Genomic DNA, 20358 nt, shown 5'->3' with positions numbered 1-20358 from the left:
AAGACTAGGAAAAACCCTTTGTCGAGAGAAAAAAACATTTATTTTCACTTTTTTTAGAGGGGGATTACGATTTCTCTACTCTGGAATCGGGGAATTTATCCCGATATCGTCTCTATGAGAGACGTTTCCTTCGCCGAAATTCTAGAGAAAATTAGCTCTGAAAACGAGACTGAAAACGTATTTTCCACAGAGGTTTCGAGCACTTTAGAACCCGCTTTTCTCTCTAGCCTTCTAGGTGAATTACCTACGCTAAGAGTGCAAAATCACTCAGCTTCATCATATTCTTACTCTTACAAAGTAGTCTCTGCGAAAGATTTCAAATTGAAATCACAAGGCATGACCGAGGGAGAGTTCAAGGCTTACGAAACTTTACTGTATGCCTTAGAACTTCCTATCTTAGCGGCTCACCGTCTGTTTCCAGAGTGTTTCAACCTATTACAGTTGAAAAAAGTTTATAAACTTGCCGCGTTGAAAAACCATCCAGACAGTGGCGGATGCCATGAAAGTTTTTTAGAAATCAAAAAATGCTATGATATCTTAGAGGGATTCGTTAAAACTAAGGCCGCATGAGCCTACCCCAGAACCAGACAATTCAAAAAGATATCCTGTTATGTACACTGAACTCTACCTACCAACATAGTTCGTTTGGGTTACGCTATATCTTGGCTCAGATGGCAGAGTTAACCGATCAAACCGAGATGATCGAATGGACAATTAAAGAAAACCCTCGCAACATCGTTGAGAAGATCCTTTCTTACCGTCCTAAAATCGTCGGTTTCGGTGTTTACATCTGGAATAACGAAGAAGTTTTCGAAGTTTGCTCAATTCTTAAGAAGGTAGCCCCTGACATCGAGTTAGTACTTGGTGGCCCAGAAGTGTCTTTTGAAACCGAAGGCCAACGCCTGTATCAATTAGCTGATCATATTATCTGTGGCGAAGCCGATTTTCTGTTTCCACAGTTCTGCCGCGAGCACCTAAGCGGTAACGATACCCAATTGAAAATCGTGCGCGGGGCTTTACCGCTGCTACCTGATCTAAAGCTTCCGTACTATCTATATAGTGATAACGATATCGCTAATCGAGTCATCTATGTCGAAGTTTCACGCGGTTGCCCTTATAAATGTGAATACTGCCTATCTTCATTAGATAAATCAGTACGCAGCTTTAACTTGGATCAGTTTTTGGCAGATATCGAAATGCTGATTAACCGTGGCGCCCGTTGCTTTAAGTTTGTTGATCGTACCTTCAACTTAAGCCCTACTACTTCGACGAAGATTTTAAATTTCTTCTTACAACATATTGATAAAGGCTTATTCCTGCATTTTGAAATGGTGCCTGACCGCTTACCAGTTGAGCTTCGTGACCTGATCAAAACATTCCCGGCCGGGAGTTTACAGTTTGAAGTGGGTATTCAAACATTAAATCCTCAGGTGGCCATCAATGTATCACGCAAAAACGATTTAGTTAAAGTTGCTGAAAACTTCGCTTATATCAACGAACACACCCATGTGCATACCCACGCCGATCTTATCGTTGGTTTACCTGGCGAAACGCTAGAATCCTTTGGCGCTGGCTTTGACCGCTTAGCAGCCATGGGCCCGCACGAAATCCAAGTAGGTATTTTAAAACGCCTAAAAGGAACGCCGATTATTCGCCATGAATCAGGCTTTCAAATGCGCTATCAGGATTTTTCACCGTTTCAGATTCTTTCAACATCAACGATGGATTATTCAACGTTACAACTTATGAACCGCTTTGCAAAGTTCTGGGATTTATACGCCAACAGCGGTGATTTTCCGCAATTTATGAATTGGATGAAGTCTTTTGAGGGCTCGTTCTTCTGGAACTTTATGAAGTTCGTTGATTACTTATCTGAGAAGTATTCTGAAACACACTCGATTTCGTTAATTAACTTATCTGAAAAAGCTTACGATTATATCGTAATGCGTACTGATGATAGCGATAAAGCTTTTGATATTATCAAAGCTGACTTCTGTGATGGCGCTAAAAAACGCGATATTCCGCCGTTTATGAAATCGCAGGCTATCGCTAAAGGTTTATACGAAAAATCAGCAACAGCAGCGACTGGCAAAAAGTCATCATCATTGAACTCGCGCCAAATCGCCCACTTATCTTAATTTACTGACGTAATTCTGTGTAAGGAACCATTCGATGTGGTTGAGAAAAGAACTTCTCAACCCGTTCGATCATTTCTTCGAAAGTTTGCGAACGATTAACCTCTGATGTTAAGGGATGACCCCACTCAAGCCATACATGTGTTGTGCGCACAAAGAATTGAATTTTACGAAAAGCGTAGTCAGGCTTATGGCCCAATTTTTCGCAGAAGTAATGACGGCTTAAGTGAATAAACTTAAGTAACATTTTACCGTATTCGGCACCTTCTTCGTATTCTGTCATTGGCGGAACGTCCGTGGTTAAACCTTTACGGTAAGCCACTTGCCACATCATCCATGGGCGCGCCGCTAAGCCGCGGCCAGACATCACAAGATCACAACCCGTTTGTTCTAACATCGAAAACACGTCATCGGCTGTTTGAATATCGCCATTACCGATGATCGGAATATCTAGAGCTTTTTTAAGCTCAGTGATTTGATTCCAGTCCGCTTGGCCACGGCGTTTTTGTTCTGCGGTACGAGGATGAAGTGTAATCCATTGCGCACCGGCATCTCGCAGAGTTTTAACAAAATGAATTAACTCAGGAACAGATTTATCACTTCCGACCGCGCGAAGTTTAACTGACACAGGCTTATTGGAAGCGGTCGCTGCGAACTCAACTACTTGGGCTGCGTAATTTAAATCTCCCATTAAAGCTACGCCGTAATTGTGGCGTAAGGCTTTTTGCACAGGACAACCCATATTGATATCGATTCCAGAAACGGTGTTGATGTCTCCCCATTCGTTAATCATTTTACGAATAGTTAACTGAATCATTTCTTTATCGTTTCCTAAAATCTGCGGAACAAGATTACGCTCACCTTCATGCAATAAAGTTTCAGCGGTAAAACCTAATTTTTCTTGGGGCACACGGCGTGAATTTAGCATCTCAGTGGGCCAAATAGTCTGCTGATCTTGCGGCAAATAATCGTAAACGATTTTTCGCAAGACTACGTGGGATAATCCCACCATTGGAGCTAGACATAACGGAAAACTAAACTGCATAATGAATATGTATGGCGATTATCGGAAAAAAGATAGGAATTTTAGGCGGCGGGCAATTAGCCCAAATGATGACCCAAAGAGCACGACAAATGGGTTTTCACGTCACGATTTTATCAGACGATAAAGACGATCCGGCTGTGGGCTATGCCAATAGCTGGATTAAAGGCAAAATCTATAATGAAGACGATATCTTAAAGCTGGCCCGAGTGGTTGATGCCATCACCCTTGAGACTGAATTTATTCCGGCCCGCACGATCGCTAAAGGTTTAGGTAAAACAAAAACCCGTTGCGTGCCAAAGCTTGATCATTTGGCGATTTTACAAGATCGCTGGCCGCAAAAAGAACTTTTATGGGATTATCAAATCCCGACGGCTGATTTTATTAAGATCACTGGCAAAGACGATCTTGAAGCCGCTTACAAAGTTTTTGACGGTGAATTGGTTTTAAAAAAACGCCTTGGTGGCCATGATGGTTTTGGCACTTACATTATCAAAACAAAGACACAGTTTGAACTATTCAAACGCACGCATAAAAACCTTGAAACACAGTTTATCGCTGAAAAACTTGTGCATTTTAAGAGTGAAAAATCATTGATCGTTTGCCGTAATTCAAAAGGCGATATTTTTATGTATCCGCTTTTAAATTCTCTGCAAAAAAACCAGCAGTGTTTTCGTGTGTGGGGGCCAGATCACCACCCGGCTTTAAATGATTTAACTAAAAAGATCACTTCGCTTTTAAATCACATCGATTATGTGGGCTTAATCACTTTTGAGTTATTTGATGTAGGTTCAAAATTATTAGTGAACGAAATCACTCCGCGCGTACATAATTCAGGTCACATTACCCAAGATGCTTTTTCGTTTGATCAGTTTGAAATGCACTTACGGGCTTTAGCTGACCAAACTTTTCCGTTAGAAGTTCAATCGACTAAAACATTTTTAATGCAGAATATTGTAGGCACCAGCACTCGAAAACCAGCTATCGAAGTTGGGCTTCAAGGTAAACTTCACTGGTACGATAAAAAAGCCAACAAACCTAAAAAGAAATTAGGCCATATTAATTATTTCGGAAACTCTTTAAGATCTTTAGTTACGCTCGCCGATTACGACTTGAAAAAAATCAAGTGCTAGCACGCGTTTCATAGCAAATAATAAAAGCGGAGTTAATACGATATCCGCTGCTAACTGATTTTGAAAGAATGGAATCGCCATTGTGTAGCATCTGATTAAGCCTGCACCTGTCATTGGGTACATGCCATCCATTAACCAAACACCTAAATTAGAAACTAAGAAAAAGATCGAGCTACCAGCTAAGATCGCAGCGATACGCGGTAAAGATCTGTCTAAAGCTTTGCGGTTTGCAAAGAATGGAACAAGCGCCAAGCCCATGCCTAAATAAACAAAAGCCATTGTTGAGTGAAAAAAGCTTGGAGCATTAAGGCTAATGAAAAAATCTGAAAGTAACATCGCTAAAACCGGAAGCATTAACGCTTTCGTTTTTGAATCTTTAAAAAGAATCGCAAACACATAACTTGCAGCCATAATTGCTGTAAAGTTCCAGTCATGAACGACTAAACGAGAAGCAGCACCAATAACTAATAAAACGATAAATGCGAAGGTTTCAGAAGTGATCTTTTTCATAAGCCAAGTATGGCATAAAAAAAGCCGATTTTTCAATCGGCTTTTTCGTTTTGAGGCTATTTTGACCTAGTTTACGTCTTTAAAGTCAGCGTCGATGACATCGTCGCCATCTTTTTTCTCTTCACCAGGGGCTCCGCCGGCGCCGTTACCGCCGCCACCAGAACCGTCACCGCCACCTTGAGCTCCGCCAGCTTTATATAAAGCCTCTGTCACTTTGTGTGATGATGTTTGTAGTTTTTCAAACGCCTCTTTTAATTCAGCTGTTGAAGCGGCTTTGTTTTCGAAAACTTTTTTCGCATCAGCGATCGCTGTTTTCACAGTGTCTGCATCGGCGCCAAGTTTTGCTGCGTTTTCATTTACTAACTTCTCTGTTTGATAGATTAAGTTATCTAAATTGTTACGCGTTTGTGCAGCTTCTGCTTTTTCTTTATCAGCATCAGCTTGCATTTCAGCTTCTTTAACCGCTTTTTTGATTTCATCTTCAGATAAACCAGATTGCGCTGTGATTTTGATTTGTTGCGATTTATTAGTCGCTTTATCAACCGCTGATACATGTAAAATACCATTCGCGTCGATATCAAAAGTCACTTCGATTTGTGGCATACCACGAGGTGCTGGTGCAATACCAGATAACTCAAAACGGCCTAAAGATTTATTGTCCGAAGCCATTTTACGTTCACCTTGTAACACGTGAATGTCTACGCCCGGTTGGTTATCAGCCGCTGTAGAAAACACTTGAGATTTTTTCGATGGAATTGTCGTATTACGCTCGATAAGAGTCGTCATTACGCCACCCATAGTTTCAATACCAAGTGATAACGGAGTTACGTCAAGTAACAATACGTCTTTCACATCACCCGCTAATACACCACCTTGAACTGCAGCACCTAAGGCTACAACTTCATCTGGATTCACTGTTCTGTTTGGCTCTTTACCAAAAAAGTCTTTTACAGCTTTTTGGATAGATGGAATACGAGTCGAACCACCCACTAAAACCACTTCGTCAATTTGTGAAGTTGATAAACCAGCATCAGCTAAAGCTTTTTTGCATGGTTCAATCGAACGTTTCACTAAATCTTCAGTCATTTGGTCAAATTTAGAACGTGTTAATTTAATTTGTAAATGCTTAGGACCAGATTGGTCTGCCGTGATGAACGGAAGATTGATATCTGATTCTTGCGCTGAAGAAAGTTCAATTTTCGCTTTCTCTGCCGCTTCTTTCAAACGTTGTAAGGCCATTTTATCGTTCTTAAGATCGATACCTTGGTCTTTTTTAAACTCAGTGATTAACCATTCTAAAATGATCACGTCAAAGTTATCACCACCTAAGTGTGTATCACCGTTTGTCGATTTAACTTCTACAACGCCGTCACCCACTTCAAGGATAGAGATATCAAATGTACCACCACCGAAATCGTAGATTGCGATTTTTTGATCTTTCTTTTTATCTAAACCGTACGCTAATGCAGCCGCTGTCGGTTCGTTGATAATACGACGAACGTTTAAGCCTGCGATACGACCAGCATCTTTTGTAGCCTGTCTTTGCGCATCGTTGAAGTAAGCAGGAACCGTGATAACTGCGTCAGTTACTTCAGCCCCTAAATAGTCTTCAGCTACTTTTTTAAGTTTAGCTAAAACTGCTGCACCGATTTCTTCTGGTGAAGCTGATTTACCACCTTGAATTTTGAAAGCTGTATCCGAACCGTTATTTTTAGATTCAACAGTGTACGGAATTAATTTTAATTCACTTTGCACTTCTTCAAAACGACGACCGATAAAACGTTTCGCCGAGTAAATTGTATTTTCTGGATTAGTTACAGCTTGGCGTTTAGCGATTTGTCCAACTAAACGGTCGCCATCTTTAGTGTAAGCAACAACTGAAGGAGTTGTACGTGCGCCCTCTTCGTTCACAAGAACTTTAGGCTCGCCGCCTTCCATGATAGCTACGCAAGAGTTTGTCGTACCTAAGTCAATACCGATAATTTTTCCCATTTTCTCTCTCCTGTCGGCCAATCTGCCGATTTAAATTCTCTATTAATGTGGGTCTGATTAAGACCTCGTCAAGGCGCGTTTTCGTTATTTCTTACGTCCGAAAAAGCCCTTTTTCTCATTCCCGACCTTGATCTTACGCAGCTCTGCTAATTGTCTTAGCAGCTCCTCTTCTTCCGCAGAAACCTTTTTAGGGAATTCTGGGTGCAGTGTAAAATGCAAATCGCCCCGGCGCGAACCACGAAGTGACGGAACGCCTCGGCTTGAGACTTTCAATCGATCGCCAGGTTGCGAACCACGTGGAATTTCCACTTCGATTTCGCCATCTAAGCCATCTACTTTGACTTCGCCACCTAACATGAACTGTTCAAAAGCGATGTCTAGATCAGCGAATAAATGATCCCCTTCGCGCTCGTAAACATCGTGCTCTTTCACTCTGATTTCGACGAATAAATCTCCGGCTGGGCCGCCTTTATAACCACCTTCACCTTCACCTTGAATGCGAAGACGAGTGCCGTTATCAACGCCCGCTGGAATATTAACTTTGATTTTACGTTTTACTTTTGAGCGGCCTTTTCCATGACAAGTTTTGCATGGATTTTCGATCACTTCGCCCGTGCCGTTACAGCTTGAGCAAGTTGTAGCCATTGTGAAAAAACCTTGTTGGCGAATCACTTGGCCTTGGCCTTTACATACTTTACAAGTCACAGCACTTGAACCTTTGGCAGCGCCTGAGCCATTACAATCAGAACAGTGCTCTTCAGTTTCAAACTCAACTTGTTTTTCAGCGTCTTGAAGTACTGAAGCTAATTCAACTTCAGTGATGTATCTTAAATCAGAACCTTTGCGTGGACCACGTGGACGCGCGTTGCCACGAGCTTGGCCAAACGGGCTTCCGCCGCCACCGCCGCCAAACAGGTCTCCGAAGACGTCGCCGAACTGCGAAAAGATATCGTTCATGTCGTGAAAGCCACCACCGAAACCGCCACCACCCATTCCACCTTGGAAAGCTTGGTGACCAAAGCGGTCGTATTTTTCTTTTTTCTCAGGTGAGCTTAGAACTTCGTAGGCTTCTGCGGCCTCTTTGAATTTATCTTCGGCTTCTTTGTCGCCCGGGTTACGATCCGGGTGATACTGCATGGCCAGCTTGCGGTAAGCTTTTTTAATCGTATCGCCATCAGCGTTACGCTCAACACTTAGAATTTCATAGTAATCGCGCTTTGTAGACATCGAACTAAAATAGGAGGTCTAATTAGCTCACGTCAAGAATGGAAAGTGTGGATTTTTCTAGTGTTTTTGTGACTTAGTTTCTTCTAGTTTAGTTTTTAAGCGTTTTACTAAGTTTTCGTCTTTGTTTTGGGCAATCATGTCCTCTAGGACCTTCTCAGCGAACTCACGTTCGCCTTCATCTGAGGCTAAACGGGCTGCCAAAACTTGCGTCCAAGAAGGCGCACCGTTTTCAAAGGCTCTTAGGTAAAGCTTTGCAGCTTTCTTTTTGTTTTTTTCTTCATATAACGCATGATAGGCCGCGCCGTAAATGATTTGCCAATTATCAGGATAAACACGAACACCGCGGGAAAAAATTGTCGCAGCCCCCTCTATGTCTCCCACGAGAATGGAAAGTGCTAACCCCCCAGTCTGATACATCACGGGTTCCAATCTTGAATCTAGAGTGCTGGATAAATCCAACACCGAAAAAAGCCACGAATTTCCTTCGCAGACATTTTCGGCTATTTTTTTACTGCAATAATCGAAATCCTGAACAGCGCGAAGCCAGAAAGCATCAGCTGTTTGAACTTTAAACCCAGCAGTTAAATATTGAATGGCCTTCGGTGGAGGAATATAAGGCTCTTGAAAGCGATCATAGCTTTTCGAAAAAAAAACGTGGCTCGAAAGCCACGTTATTGAAACTAAGATTCCTAAGATACCTTTAGTTAACATCTCAGACTAGCGGATACCTTGAGATGAATTACCAATACGTTTATTTTGATTGATAGTCCAACCATCTAACGCCACGTTCGTTAAATTGTTGTTCGGATTACCAATTGAAGCTCCTACGAATGACGCAGTACCTGTCGTAGAGTCACAAGAAGTTGCAGTTCCTGTTGGCATAGTTTTAGTGAAGTAGGCCGTACAAGCTGCAGTTGTTGGAGGTCCCCACTGAGCTGCAGTACCTTGACATACTCCAGTCGCGCCGCCCACGTCTGACCAGATATTAGCAGCTACAGCAGTTGGTGCACCGTTTGTTGTATTGTAGTTCGTACAAGCAGCAGCAGAGAAACCAGTTACATAACGTAAACCAGTTCCAGTCACACCGAAACCAATATTTCTTAAATCAGTCGTATACATGTTCCACTCACCAAAGAACGATTGCTCCGATGCATACAATGCGCTTAATGAAGATTTTGCTTCACCTTGACGAGCACGTGCTTGGAATTTTTGGTATTGTGGTACACCCACAGCTGCTAATAAACCGATGATCGCAACTACGATCATAAGCTCAACTAGCGAGAAACCTTTTGAATTTAACGTCCCAGTGTTTTTCATAATAAACTTGTCCCCTTTTTGGATATTATTTAAGTAATAACATTACGACACACCCATAAATTATTATAACATTCACCGTCGTTGACAAGTATTGAAATTCATTAGTCCATTGATTTTTACCAGACCTTCTCTACAATAAATAATTATGTATCAAACAAACACGTCTCAGTCTGAGAACCTAAAAACGCTCCAGAATTTTGGTCAATTATCACTCTACAAAATCTATTTAGCTGGACAAAATTCTGGTGGCGGCAACAACGATTCTGCAACCGGAATTGATCTGCTTGATGAAGTTGAAACTGAAGAACCAAATCTTTACAAAGTTTTAATTTTGAATGACGACTACACGCCAATGGATTTTGTTGTTTATGTTTTAAAAACTTTTTTCAAACACGACGACAGCTCAGCGAACAAAATAATGCTGGACGTACATAAACAAGGTTCTGGCGTTGCGGGAATCTATAATTTCGAAGTGGCAGAAACTAAAGCTCTACAAGTGAACCAGTTTGCTAAAAACAACAAATACCCGCTAAAATCTATTACTGAGGAAGATAAGTAAGAGCGCAGCTCTTCGAGAGGGATAGATGATTTCAAAAGAACTCGATAAAAGATTAGGTAAAGCCATCGATCTTGCGACAAAAAAATCGCACGAATTCGTAACGCTTGAGCATTTTGCGTACTGTCTTCTTGAAGCTCCGCAAGTTGTTGAAGTTTGCGAAAAACTCAACGTCAATGTCGCTGAAATAAAAAAAGAATTGCAAACTTACATTAATAAAAACGAAACCATTACAGAAGAACAGAAAAAAACTTTCGCTGAAGGTGATCCTTCTGAATGGAAAGCGCAACTTACCGTTTCTGTACACCGCGCTTTTGAACGTGCCGCTTTACAAATGCAAAACGCCGGACGTTCTGAAATTAACGAACTTTCAGTTTTTATTGCTTTATTTGACGAAAAAAAATCTAAAGCCAGTTATGTCTTACAAAAAATGGGACTTACACAATTCGATGTGATTTCAGTTGTAAGCCATGAGTTATCAGCTAGTTCGCCGTCAGGTACAGAATCAACGGCTGATGAAAACGATTCGCGTCCAGGCGCTGCTGCTGACAAAAAAGCTACAGCACTAGAAGATTTTGCCATTAATTTAAATGACTACGCCCGCAGTGGTAAAAAAGATCCTTTAGTTGGTCGCGAAGATATCATTGAAAAAATGATTCAAACTTTAGGACGCCGACAAAAAAACAATCCTTTAATCATCGGCGATAGCGGTGTTGGTAAAACGGCCATCGTTGAAGGCTTGGCTGAAAAAATTAATCAAGGCCAGGTTCCCGAATTTTTACAAAACAAAACAATCTACTCGGTAGATGTGGGCTCACTATTGGCGGGTGCAAAATACCGTGGTGATTTCGAAGGCCGATTAAAAAATATTTTAAAAGAAGCCAAAGCTGATCCGAACATTATTCTTTTTATCGATGAAATACATAACATCGTCGGCGCCGGTTCTACCTCAGGCTCTTCAATGGATGCAGCAAATTTATTAAAGCCCGCTCTATCAAAAGGCGAAATTTCTTGTATTGGCGCAACTACTTTTCAGGAGTACCGCCAGCACTTTGAAAAAGACCGTGGCTTAAATCGTAGATTCCAAAGAATTGATATCAAAGAACCAACAATTGAAGATACCGTTCAAATTTTAGAATCTTTAAAACCGCAATATGAAAAATTTCATGATGTCACTTATACCCAAGCGGCCATTCGCGCTTGTGTTGAGCTTTCAGTTAAATATTTAACATCAGCTAAACTTCCAGACAAAGCCATCGACATTATGGATGAAGTAGGTTCAACGACAAAACTTAAAAAGCAAAAAACTGTCGATACCGATGATGTGGCAGCGATAATTTCTAAAATTTCTGGCGTTCCAACAACGCAACTTTCTTCAGATGACTTAAGCCAGCTTAAAGATTTAGATATTAAATTAAAATCATTAATCTTCGGACAAGACGATGCGATCACAGCGTTAACTCAAGCGATTAAATTTGCGCGTAGTGGTTTAGAAACCAAAGAAAAACCATGGGGTTCATTCTTATTCGCAGGACCAACTGGCGTTGGTAAAACTGAAGTTTGTAAACAGCTAGCTCGCATTTTAGGCGTGAACTACCAACGTTTTGACATGAGTGAATATATGGAAAAACACTCGATCTCACGTTTAGTTGGCGCCCCTCCGGGCTATGTCGGTTTTGAACAAGGTGGTCAGTTAACTGAAGCTGTTTCAAAAAGTCCGTATTCGTTAATTCTTTTAGATGAGATCGAAAAAGCCCATTCAGATATCTATAATATCTTATTACAAATTATGGATGGCGGACGCTTAACCGATGGTAACGGTCGCACTGTTGATTTTAAAAACAGTATTTTAGTTATGACTTCAAACGCAGGGGCTGCCGATGTAGCTCGTGGCAATATTGGCCTAGGCACAACTAACCCAGGATCAGTCAGTTCTGAAGCTATTAAAAAGACTTTCGCACCAGAATTCATCAATCGTTTAGATAAAGTCATTTACTTCAACGGCTTAACTTTAGATTTAGTTAAAAATATCGTCGATAAATTTTTAACTGAGCTAAAACATACCTTAGCTGCGAAGAAAGTGGATTTTATCTATGACGAAGCGGTTGTTACTCATATCGCTGAACGCGGTTATGACCCGGTTTACGGCGCCCGTCCGCTTCATCGAAAAATCGACGAACTTGTCAAATCAAGAATCATTGATGAATTATTGTTCGGAAAATTAAAAAACGGCGGAAAGATTCACGTATCGTATTCGCCAACTAACAAAATGTTAGAGTTTCACTACAGCTAGGATTACCCCATGATTTCAACGTTAAGAAAAACCTGTTTATTAATTCCTTTTATTTTCGGTTACAGCCACGCGCAGCTTTTTGGTTTTACAAAACTTAAAGAAATGTCGTGCGAACAATTAGACAAATCAGCAAAAGACAAAGATTTTGCATTAAGCTCATTAGCCGGCATTCGTGGGATCAAAAAATGTCCTGGTTTTAATTTCGACATGAAGTCGCTATCTGATTTTGAACGTAAGTTATACTTACAAGAAATCGCTGAAGCGAATATCTTAATTCTTCCGACGACACCGGTTTCAACAACGACTGAAGTGGCCCAGTTCGAAAATGCTTCTATCAACGAATTAAGAAAACAAATCAGTAAAGAAAAAAAGCCTGTTGAAAAAATGAGTCTATTGAAGCAGCTTCGTCAAAAATTTCGTTCAAATAACAAGAGAAATGATGCAATCAAAACTCTTAAAGACTGGCACGCTTTATCTTTAAAAACGTATAAAAAAGATCCTAAAAATACCAGACACCAAGAACTATATCTTGAAGCCTCTGTTCAAGTGGGCCGTCACTTCTACTCTGAAAATGAATTTGATAGGGCCGATAAATTATTATCAGCAACAGTTAAAGCTTTAAAACCTCAAGAGCAAAACCTAACTGAAATTTCTTATCTTTTAGGTAAAGTAAAAGAAGACGAAGGCAAATTCACAGAAGCCTTGGCTCATTACGAGAGTGTTTTAGAAGAGCTTAAAAAAGGCCCTTCAAAAAATCCGGTCTTAACCAGAGAAAAAATGCTTTGGACAAAAGCGTGGGTACTTTATAAATCTGAAGATTACAATTTAGCCGCTGAGGCCTTTAAAGCTTTAGCCACTGAAACTTTAGATCCCGCTGAAAAATCACGTTCAAACTTTTTCTACGCCCGCTGCTTAGCTCGTCTTGATAAAAAAGATCAGGCTAAAGAAATCTGGCTTGCTATGACTAAAGAAGATTTCTACAGCTACTATTCGCTTTTAGCTTACGATGCCCTGCAAATTAAAATTCCTCCGTTTAACGCTTTAAAAACGACGGATAAATTTAAATTCGACAGTTCTCTTTCATTCTTAGAACCAAAGCAAAAAGATCTCTTCAATGCTTTACTAAAACATGAAGAAGTCGATCTTGCTGAGCGTGCCGCTCAAGCTTTAACGGATAAACCAGAACAAATGACGGTTCTTGGTTTAGAGTTAGCTGAACGTGGCCAACGCTTCTTACCGTTATTTATTGCTTTTGCAAAACTTCCGATTGAACAAAAACAAGATATCATCGTAAAAAATTCTGAATTACTTTTTCCACGTCTTTGGGAAACTGAAGTTAAAGAGATGGCTTCAACAACAGGGCTTCCTCCAAGTTTGATTTTCTCAATCATGCGCCAAGAGTCTGCGTTTAATATCAATTCTCGCAGTGGCGCGAATGCGCTTGGTTTAATGCAAGTGATTCCACCACTGGCAAAATCGTTGGCCCGCAAATACAAAGTGGCCTACAAAAAGCCAGAAGATCTTTATAACCCACAAATCAATATCAAATTAGGCAGCTACGAATTATCTGATCAGGTAAAAAAACAAAAAGATCAGTACGCACTCGTTGCGGCTGCTTACAATGCTGGACCAAATGCTGTAGCCCGCTGGCTTAAGCAAAGATTCCGCCCTAAATTTGATATTGTTGATTTTGTCGAAGAAATTCCTTACGACGAAACTAAACTCTACGTAAAAATTATTGCCCGCAACCACCTTTTTTACGACCGTTTAGAATCTCCAAGTAAAGAAACCGACTTTCCTGAGAAGTTTATCAAGGCTACAGAGCCAATGACTAACGCCCCAGCCTTTGTACCAGCTGGTGTCGGTGCTCAGAAGTAAAAGTCTCATTCTGAAACACAAATCTCGTTAAGATTTCGCATCTTAAGTGCCGATAAACACATTATGAATAATAAATTCTTTAATGCTGTTATTGGTGCTTTTGTCTTCTTCTGCTTTTCATTGGGCGGATATTACTTTTGGAAACAAAGAGAACCAGCAAGTGCTGAGCGCATGGCGCAATCACAAAAATCAAAAACGAAAAAAGTTGATAACAGAACATTAGAGCTAGGAACTGTCGTTGACTCATCAACGCAAGTTCCCAACGAACCATCAGCGTTATTCAACGACCCTGCTATCAAACAAGCTTGGGGTTTAAAAAAATCTGATGCTGCTCGTGCCTGGTCTATCACAAAAGGCAGCAAAAAAGTGATCGTTGCCGTGATTGACACTGGCATTGATATTAACCACGAAGATTTAAAAAATAACTTATGGCAAAATCCAGGCGAAACTGGAAAAGATGCCAAAGGCAGAAACAAAGCCACTAACGGTGTTGATGATGACGGTAATGGCTTTACCGATGACGTTTACGGTTGGAACTTTGTCTCTCAAAATAACAAGCTAGACGATAACCACGGCCACGGAACTCACATCGCTGGTATCATCGGCGCTGAAGCGGGAAATAAAAAAGGAATCAGCGGTATTGCTCCAGAAGTTAGCCTAATGATTCTAAAATACTATGATCCGAAAGTTCCAAACACTGATAACTTAAAAAATACAATTCAATCAATTCAATACGCCGTAAAAATGGGTGCACACATCATCAACTACTCTGGTGGTGGTACTGAATTTTCTCAAGAAGAACATGATGCGGTAGCTGCTGCTGAAGCTAAGAATATTTTATTCGTAGCGGCTGCGGGTAACGAACGTTCAAATTCAGATGAACATCACTACTACCCGGCTGATTATAAATTAAAAAACATTATTTCTGTAACAGCGATTGATCCAACAACAGAAGTTCTATCATCTTCAAACTACGGAACTGAAACTGTCGATATCGCGGCTCCGGGCCAAACGATTCTTTCATGTTTACCTAACAGTTCTTACGGTTTAATGACCGGAACATCTCAAGCCACAGCTTTCGTAACAGGTGCCGCAGTTTTAGTTATGGCTGATAAAGATCTCTATAATAACTCTGAAGAAGTTAAAAAGTTTATCTTAGCCACAGGCGATTCTTCACAAAGCTTAGCAAATAAAACTCGTACAGCTCGCCAGTTAAACTTATTCAAATCACTGACAATCTTAGAGAAAACAACTGGCATTTCTGGAATTAAATTCTTAGATACTATGGATAGAAGCTTATTCTCTTCAGGTAATACAGCTCAAGGTAACGACCCTAACGTAGGCAACAGAAAACAAGTGGATCAAATCGCAGGGTTTGGCCAAGATCTATTACGCGTTATGGGTAAAAAAGATAAAAAGCCAGCGAACAAACTGCCTGAGCGTTTAGGTACGAAAACTTCAGAAGAGCCAAATTAATTATTTGTTTTTAGAGGCTGTGGGACGAGTAATGAACCACAGTCCGTAAGACAGAACAGTGACAGCCACAACTAAACCCGTTAAATTCGGAAACATTGGCTTAATCTTATTTAAGATCAAAATAAAAGTTCCAAATAAAGCTACAAAGATAAATAAACGACCGCTGGCTAACAGTGACTTTTGCCCTTCGGCTTCTTCACCACGTGATTTCAATAATTGTGATTGCACGTGAGCTTCTAAGCGGTACTCGATTTGTTTAAGGTATTTTTCAATCAAGGGGTCTTCACCCATCACTTTTTTAAGATCAGTGTACTTCTGAGCCGCAAAGTTTAAAGCCGACTGCTTTTGCGCTTGATCTAAGAACACCTGGTGTGAGGCATCTACAGTGATATCTTTTAAGATCTTTTCCCAAGCACGGTTTAATTCAAATAATCTTGGGTTTTCAACTTTTTGCAGTTCTGTGAATTTAGACTCTAAAACTCCGCAATGAGGGCACTCGTCTTGGCCTAACGGTTTTAACGTTGAACATTTCGGGCAGTTTGAAAATTGCGGTTTACGTAACTCTTGCGTCTCGTACAAACCAGAGGCTAACGTTTGTTTAGTTAAAACGAAGTCTTTTTGGCAATCAGTGCATTGAAAATCAGCGCCTTGCACCTGACCTTTACTGTCAGCTGCTAACCCCTCAAATGCTGTCTGATCTGTGCAAAATAACTTTTGACAGTGTGGACAACGGAATCGAATTTCGGCTGCTAATTCTACATTCATATGCTACCTGTAATAAGGATGGCCAAAGTTACAGAACTTTTCAAGCGGAATTGTAAAAATCCAAGCATTTATTTTTTAAGCTTTTTAGCACTGGTCAGCGGTGTTCTGGTTGGAACTTCTTACATTCCGTACCCACCGTGGGCCATTGCCTTCTGTTATCTTCCGCTTTGGTGGGCCATTTCACAGGCTTCAGAGAGTAAATCCTATAAATTTATTTTCTTTTTAGGATGGATTACCCAATTCACATTAACCCTTTTGGGCTTTAACTGGATTTACTTCACTGCCCGCGAATTCGGCCATTTGAATGTGCCTTTAAGCCTTGCAGCGGTTATCCTTTTTGCAGCCTTCATTCACCTATACATTCCTTTTTCATTGGTCGCTGCCACTTACCTAAAGCGCAAATTTTCGTTAAAACCGTCGGCTTTTATCTTTGCTTTGGCTTTAGTTCACATTCTTTTTGAACGGGCTTGGCCAAGTATTTTTGAGTGGAATTTAGGCTACACGTTTTTATGGATCAAATCACCGTTCGCTCAATGGGCCGATACCATCGGCTTTTGGGGGCTTTCGGCTTTAATTTTTATTTTTCAAGCGGCTCTTTATTACGCCCTTTCAAAATACAAAACACAAAAAACTAAAAGCCTAACTGTTCTTGCCGTAACCCTCGTGATGACTTTGGGATTATGGTTTACCGGAAAACAAAAATACCAAACTTACAGCCAAACTGAATCGCAAGTAAAAGTGACTTTAGTTCAAGCCAATATTTCTAACGAAGAAAAACTGCAATCAGAAAAAGGCTACGATTATGTGCCTTATGTTTTAGATTCTTACTTTAAAGCTACGGAACAAGAACTAACTCACATTAACAACCAAACAGATTTAATTATCTGGCCAGAAACTGCTTTACCGATTGCTTTAGATAAAGACTATCACAATAGAACTAACCAAACGATTGTTTTAAACCGCATAAAATCTTGGAATAAAAATCTAGTCACAGGAGCTTATTCACAAGACACGTACAAACGTGATCATATGGGTAACTTGATTATCCGTAATTCAGTTTTTTTCTTAAATGGTTCGGGCGAAGTTCAAGCACCTTATTACAAAACTGATCTTTTAGTGTTTGGCGAATACATGCCATTTGGCAAAGAGGTTCCCTTTTTATATCAACTGTTTCCGTTTGTGGGCGTTTATGAACGCGGCCCTGGTCCGGTTAGAAAAGCTATGCCGATGGCTACAAGTGATTTAATGTTAGGCCCGCAAATTTGTTACGAATCTTTAAACCCAGGATTTTCTCGCGGCCTTGCTAACATCGGTGCTGAAATTTTCTTTAACGTAACCAATGATTCATGGTTTGGCGATTGGGCAGAACCCTATCAACACATGATCATGACCTTAGCGCGCGGAATTGAAAACCGCAGACCGCTCATTCGTGCGACGAATACAGGAATCAGCACTATTATTTTAACGAACGGAGATATTTTAGAACAGTCTCCGATTTATAAAAAATGGACGCACACTTACACTGTGCCTTACAGAAAAAATCCATCACTTACATTCTACAGCAAATATGGTTACTGGGACTGGGCTTTATGGGTCCTCATATTGCTAGCTATTCTTGAGAGGGGGCGTCGTGCTCGTTATCAAAAATCTTGATTGGTCTGAAATTCTAGATAAAACAGCGGCTTTTGCCACTTCAGATCAAGGTAAAACTATCATTGGTGAAATTAAACCTTTGTCATCAGCCGATGCCGCAGAAAAAAGTTTCTACGAAATCGAATGCGCCACAGGAATTTTATCCGGCGGTGTGCGTCCGCACATGGAAAGCTTAGACCTTTTTGCCACGTGGATTGTTCGCGTTCGCAAAAATGCAGTGTTAAAACCACTTGAACTTAAAGACATTCGCCACTTCTGCTTAGAAGTGATCGCACTTAAAGAAGCTTTAAAAGAACAAGGCAATGCGTGGGCGATCGATTTACATGACAAATTAATGCAGGCCGAAGAGCCGTTATCAGCGATTGATAACTTAATTACTCCGTCATGCGATATCCGCATGGATGCTTCAGAAAAATTATTTCGCCTATCAAAAGAAAAAGATTCTTTAGCCCGCCAAATTCAAACACAAATGGATCGCATGGTGAAAGATCACCAGATCGAACATATGTTGCAAGAAAAGTTTGTAACAACTCGTGAAGGCCGCTGGGTGATTCCGATTAAAGGTGGCATGCAGCACTTCGTTCCAGGTGTAGTGCACGCGGCTTCGCAATCAAAACAAACGGTGTATATCGAACCAGAAGCCGTCATTCCACTAAATAACCGTCTTCGTCATATCGAAGTTGAAATCGAAGAAGAGATCGAAAGACTATTAGTCGAAATTTCAAATTACTTAGGCACACAAAAAGCCGGTTTTGAAAAAACTGAAAAAGAAATGCTTCAAGCCGATGTCTTATTAGCAAAAGCTCAGTTAACAATTCAGCTGGGCGCCAAACCTTGCCGTTTTACAAACGACAAAGTGGATCTTCGCGAATTATACCACCCGCTTTTAAAAATGACGGGCCGACCAGTGATTTCAAATACCGTTAGCCTTACGCCAGACAAGTCGATCCTGATTCTGTCAGGTCCAAATGCCGGTGGTAAAACCGTATTACTAAAATCCATCGGTTTAGCTGCGCAGATGGCGCGTTGTGGGTTTCCAATTTGTGCTGATCGCACCTCAAGCCTTCCGTTCTTTAAAGAAATTTGCACAGGCATTGGTGATTCACAAAGTGTTGACGAAGATTTAAGTACTTTTGCAGCTCACTTAAAAACTTTAGACCAAGCTTTAAAACTTAAAGGCTCAGAAAATTTAATCTTAGTCGATGAAATCTGCGGATCTACCGATCCAGAAGAAGGTTCTGCCTTAGCCCGTTCATTCATCGAAGCTTACGCCGACAATAAAGTTTTTGCGATTATCACGTCTCACTTAAGCCCGCTTAAAACTGGCTGGAAGCCAGAAGACGTCGTGATCAACGGAAGTTTAGAGTACGATTCACGTTCTGGAAAACCGACATATAATTTCTTACCGGGAATTCCGGGTGATTCTTTAGCGTTACTTACAGCCAAACGTGTTGGTGTTGATCCAAAAATTATTGCTAAAGCGACAGATAACTTATCACCGCTTGCACAAAAGAAATTATCGCAACTTGAAGAAATCGAAACGCTTAAAAAAGATATTGGCAATCTTCAAGACAAACTTAAAAAAGAATTAAAAGGTGTCGAGCAAAAACGTTTATCGCTTGAAGCTCAGATTCAGCAATTCGAACGCCAAAAAGAAAACGAGCTTGAAAAAACAATTAAAAAAGCTTCGGCTAAAGTTGAAGACGCTATTCAATCAGCCAAAGCCGCAGCCACTTTAAATAAACATCGTGAATTACAAGATATCAAATACAACCTTCCTGAAATCGTAAAAGGAAACCAAACAGTTCAAGCAGGCACGTTACAATCGGCTGATGAATTTGGTAAAAAGTTTCCTCCAGGTTCAAAAGTATTTGTTCCTTCGTTAAATCAAGATGGCATTGTGCAATCATTGCCAAACTCAAAAGGCGAAGTGATGATTTTATCGCAATCGATTCGTTTACAGTTACACTGGCAAGAGTTAAAACCAGCTCATAAATTCGGAAACCCAACAAATCAACTGGTACAAAGAAGTTCTGGCGTTCAAGTTTCATTTCACGATGAAGACAGAGTCGTAGATCTTAGAGGTAAAACGGTAGATACCGCCCTATCTGAATTAGAAATTGCTTTAGACCGCGCTTCAGTTCAGAAAGAAGACCGTCTTAAAATCGTTCACGGCCATGGCACTGAATCACTTAAAAAAGCGATCAGAACCTACCTTTCACGCTCTGTTTATGTGAAAAAATGGAAAGCCGGAACTCAAGACACAGGTGGCGATGGCATCACTTGGGTAGAGCTTGGATTGTAGATTTGTCTAACAGCTGGTGCCGCAAATCACCGTATGTCTCAGCACGACTCACTCTGTGATTCTCAGAGTGAGAATT

The 20358-nt window shown here is 40.7% G+C and carries 16 protein-coding genes; 9 read left to right on the top strand and 7 right to left on the bottom strand.

Going from position 1 to position 20358, the window contains the following annotated elements; genetic code table 11:
- Positions 1-114 precede the first annotated feature (114 nt).
- On the top strand, positions 115-570 hold the full coding sequence (locus ACKWCF_RS05740) for a hypothetical protein (RefSeq protein WP_409479748.1): 456 nt from the start codon (positions 115-117) through the stop codon (positions 568-570).
- Positions 567-2138: a DUF4080 domain-containing protein gene (locus tag ACKWCF_RS05735; protein ID WP_409479747.1), complete on the top strand. Its 1572-nt coding sequence runs from the start codon at positions 567-569 to the stop codon at positions 2136-2138. The genes ACKWCF_RS05740 and ACKWCF_RS05735 overlap by 4 nt, the downstream gene beginning before the upstream one ends.
- Position 2139: 1 nt before the next feature.
- On the opposite strand, the gene ACKWCF_RS05730 is transcribed toward ACKWCF_RS05735, so the two are convergent.
- Positions 2140-3180, bottom strand: coding sequence for a tRNA-dihydrouridine synthase family protein (locus ACKWCF_RS05730; protein ID WP_409479746.1), 1041 nt, complete (start codon positions 3178-3180; stop codon positions 2140-2142).
- A gap of 11 nt (positions 3181-3191) precedes the next feature.
- On the opposite strand from ACKWCF_RS05730, the gene ACKWCF_RS05725 reads away from it, so the two are divergent.
- A complete protein-coding gene (locus ACKWCF_RS05725) occupies positions 3192-4310 on the top strand; it encodes an ATP-grasp domain-containing protein (RefSeq protein ID WP_409479745.1) in 1119 nt (372 codons plus the stop codon).
- On the opposite strand, the gene ACKWCF_RS05720 is transcribed toward ACKWCF_RS05725, so the two are convergent.
- The 5 genes from ACKWCF_RS05720 to ACKWCF_RS05700 all read right to left on the bottom strand — a co-directional run bounded on the left by ACKWCF_RS05720 (position 4266) and on the right by ACKWCF_RS05700 (position 9356).
- Positions 4266-4820, bottom strand: coding sequence for a DUF6580 family putative transport protein (locus ACKWCF_RS05720; RefSeq protein ID WP_409479744.1), 555 nt, complete (start codon positions 4818-4820; stop codon positions 4266-4268). The genes ACKWCF_RS05725 and ACKWCF_RS05720 overlap by 45 nt on opposite strands.
- A 66-nt stretch (positions 4821-4886) precedes the next feature.
- The gene (gene dnaK, locus ACKWCF_RS05715; RefSeq protein ID WP_409479743.1) at positions 4887-6812 is read right to left on the bottom strand and encodes a molecular chaperone DnaK; all 1926 of its coding nucleotides are present in this window, start codon (positions 6810-6812) and stop codon (positions 4887-4889) included.
- Between the two features lie 84 nt (positions 6813-6896).
- The gene (dnaJ, locus tag ACKWCF_RS05710) at positions 6897-8039 is read right to left on the bottom strand and encodes a molecular chaperone DnaJ (RefSeq protein ID WP_409479742.1); all 1143 of its coding nucleotides are present in this window, start codon (positions 8037-8039) and stop codon (positions 6897-6899) included.
- 57 nt (positions 8040-8096) lie between these two features.
- Positions 8097-8750: a hypothetical protein gene (locus tag ACKWCF_RS05705; RefSeq protein WP_409479741.1), complete on the bottom strand. Its 654-nt coding sequence runs from the start codon at positions 8748-8750 to the stop codon at positions 8097-8099.
- A 6-nt stretch (positions 8751-8756) separates the two neighbouring features.
- A complete protein-coding gene (locus ACKWCF_RS05700; protein WP_409479740.1) occupies positions 8757-9356 on the bottom strand; it encodes a type IV pilin protein in 600 nt (199 codons plus the stop codon).
- 145 nt (positions 9357-9501) lie between these two features.
- On the opposite strand from ACKWCF_RS05700, the gene ACKWCF_RS05695 reads away from it, so the two are divergent.
- From ACKWCF_RS05695 to ACKWCF_RS05680, 4 genes are all read left to right on the top strand, one after another.
- On the top strand, positions 9502-9915 hold the full coding sequence (locus tag ACKWCF_RS05695) for an ATP-dependent Clp protease adaptor ClpS (RefSeq protein WP_409479739.1): 414 nt from the start codon (positions 9502-9504) through the stop codon (positions 9913-9915).
- Positions 9916-9940: 25 nt separating this feature from the next.
- Positions 9941-12205, top strand: a complete 2265-nt coding sequence (clpA, locus tag ACKWCF_RS05690) for an ATP-dependent Clp protease ATP-binding subunit ClpA (protein ID WP_409479738.1) — start codon at positions 9941-9943, stop codon at positions 12203-12205.
- A 9-nt stretch (positions 12206-12214) separates the two neighbouring features.
- A complete protein-coding gene (locus ACKWCF_RS05685) occupies positions 12215-14083 on the top strand; it encodes a transglycosylase SLT domain-containing protein (protein WP_409479737.1) in 1869 nt (622 codons plus the stop codon).
- Between the two features lie 63 nt (positions 14084-14146).
- Entirely contained in the window at positions 14147-15559 is a 1413-nt protein-coding gene (locus ACKWCF_RS05680) for a S8 family peptidase (RefSeq protein ID WP_409479736.1), read from the top strand.
- Here ACKWCF_RS05680 and ACKWCF_RS05675 read toward each other — a convergent pair whose 3' ends face one another.
- A complete protein-coding gene (locus tag ACKWCF_RS05675; RefSeq protein WP_409479735.1) occupies positions 15560-16324 on the bottom strand; it encodes a hypothetical protein in 765 nt (254 codons plus the stop codon).
- A gap of 18 nt (positions 16325-16342) precedes the next feature.
- Here ACKWCF_RS05675 and lnt point away from each other — a divergent pair, with 18 nt between their 5' ends.
- Positions 16343-17977: an apolipoprotein N-acyltransferase gene (gene lnt / locus ACKWCF_RS05670; protein WP_409479734.1), complete on the top strand. Its 1635-nt coding sequence runs from the start codon at positions 16343-16345 to the stop codon at positions 17975-17977.
- On the top strand, positions 17955-20282 hold the full coding sequence (locus ACKWCF_RS05665) for an endonuclease MutS2 (protein ID WP_409479733.1): 2328 nt from the start codon (positions 17955-17957) through the stop codon (positions 20280-20282). Before lnt ends, ACKWCF_RS05665 begins: the two co-directional genes overlap by 23 nt.
- Positions 20283-20358: the final 76 nt, after the last annotated feature.

The sequence above is a fragment of the Pseudobdellovibrio sp. HCB154 genome, assembly GCF_046267985.1.
GTDB lineage: Bacteria > Bdellovibrionota > Bdellovibrionia > Bdellovibrionales > Bdellovibrionaceae > Pseudobdellovibrio.
The sequence above is the reverse complement of the archived record's forward strand: the minus strand, read 5'-3'. Positions and strand labels throughout refer to the sequence as shown.

What these genes read in the sequence shown, in the direction of transcription:
- ACKWCF_RS05730 (WP_409479746.1), bottom strand. Translation starts at nt 3,180, where the DNA reads ATGCAGTTTAGTTTTCCGTTATGTCTAGCTCCAATGGTGGGATTATCC.
- clpA (WP_409479738.1), top strand. Translation starts at nt 9,941, where the DNA reads ATGATTTCAAAAGAACTCGATAAAAGATTAGGTAAAGCCATCGATCTT.
- ACKWCF_RS05700 (WP_409479740.1), bottom strand. Translation starts at nt 9,356, where the DNA reads ATGAAAAACACTGGGACGTTAAATTCAAAAGGTTTCTCGCTAGTTGAG.
- ACKWCF_RS05735 (WP_409479747.1), top strand. Translation starts at nt 567, where the DNA reads ATGAGCCTACCCCAGAACCAGACAATTCAAAAAGATATCCTGTTATGT.
- ACKWCF_RS05680 (WP_409479736.1), top strand. Translation starts at nt 14,147, where the DNA reads ATGAATAATAAATTCTTTAATGCTGTTATTGGTGCTTTTGTCTTCTTC.
- dnaK (WP_409479743.1), bottom strand. Translation starts at nt 6,812, where the DNA reads ATGGGAAAAATTATCGGTATTGACTTAGGTACGACAAACTCTTGCGTA.
- dnaJ (WP_409479742.1), bottom strand. Translation starts at nt 8,039, where the DNA reads ATGTCTACAAAGCGCGATTACTATGAAATTCTAAGTGTTGAGCGTAAC.
- ACKWCF_RS05685 (WP_409479737.1), top strand. Translation starts at nt 12,215, where the DNA reads ATGATTTCAACGTTAAGAAAAACCTGTTTATTAATTCCTTTTATTTTC.
- ACKWCF_RS05720 (WP_409479744.1), bottom strand. Translation starts at nt 4,820, where the DNA reads ATGAAAAAGATCACTTCTGAAACCTTCGCATTTATCGTTTTATTAGTT.
- ACKWCF_RS05740 (WP_409479748.1), top strand. Translation starts at nt 115, where the DNA reads ATGAGAGACGTTTCCTTCGCCGAAATTCTAGAGAAAATTAGCTCTGAA.
- ACKWCF_RS05705 (WP_409479741.1), bottom strand. Translation starts at nt 8,750, where the DNA reads ATGTTAACTAAAGGTATCTTAGGAATCTTAGTTTCAATAACGTGGCTT.
- ACKWCF_RS05725 (WP_409479745.1), top strand. Translation starts at nt 3,192, where the DNA reads ATGGCGATTATCGGAAAAAAGATAGGAATTTTAGGCGGCGGGCAATTA.
- lnt (WP_409479734.1), top strand. Translation starts at nt 16,343, where the DNA reads ATGGCCAAAGTTACAGAACTTTTCAAGCGGAATTGTAAAAATCCAAGC.
- ACKWCF_RS05675 (WP_409479735.1), bottom strand. Translation starts at nt 16,324, where the DNA reads ATGAATGTAGAATTAGCAGCCGAAATTCGATTCCGTTGTCCACACTGT.
- ACKWCF_RS05695 (WP_409479739.1), top strand. Translation starts at nt 9,502, where the DNA reads ATGTATCAAACAAACACGTCTCAGTCTGAGAACCTAAAAACGCTCCAG.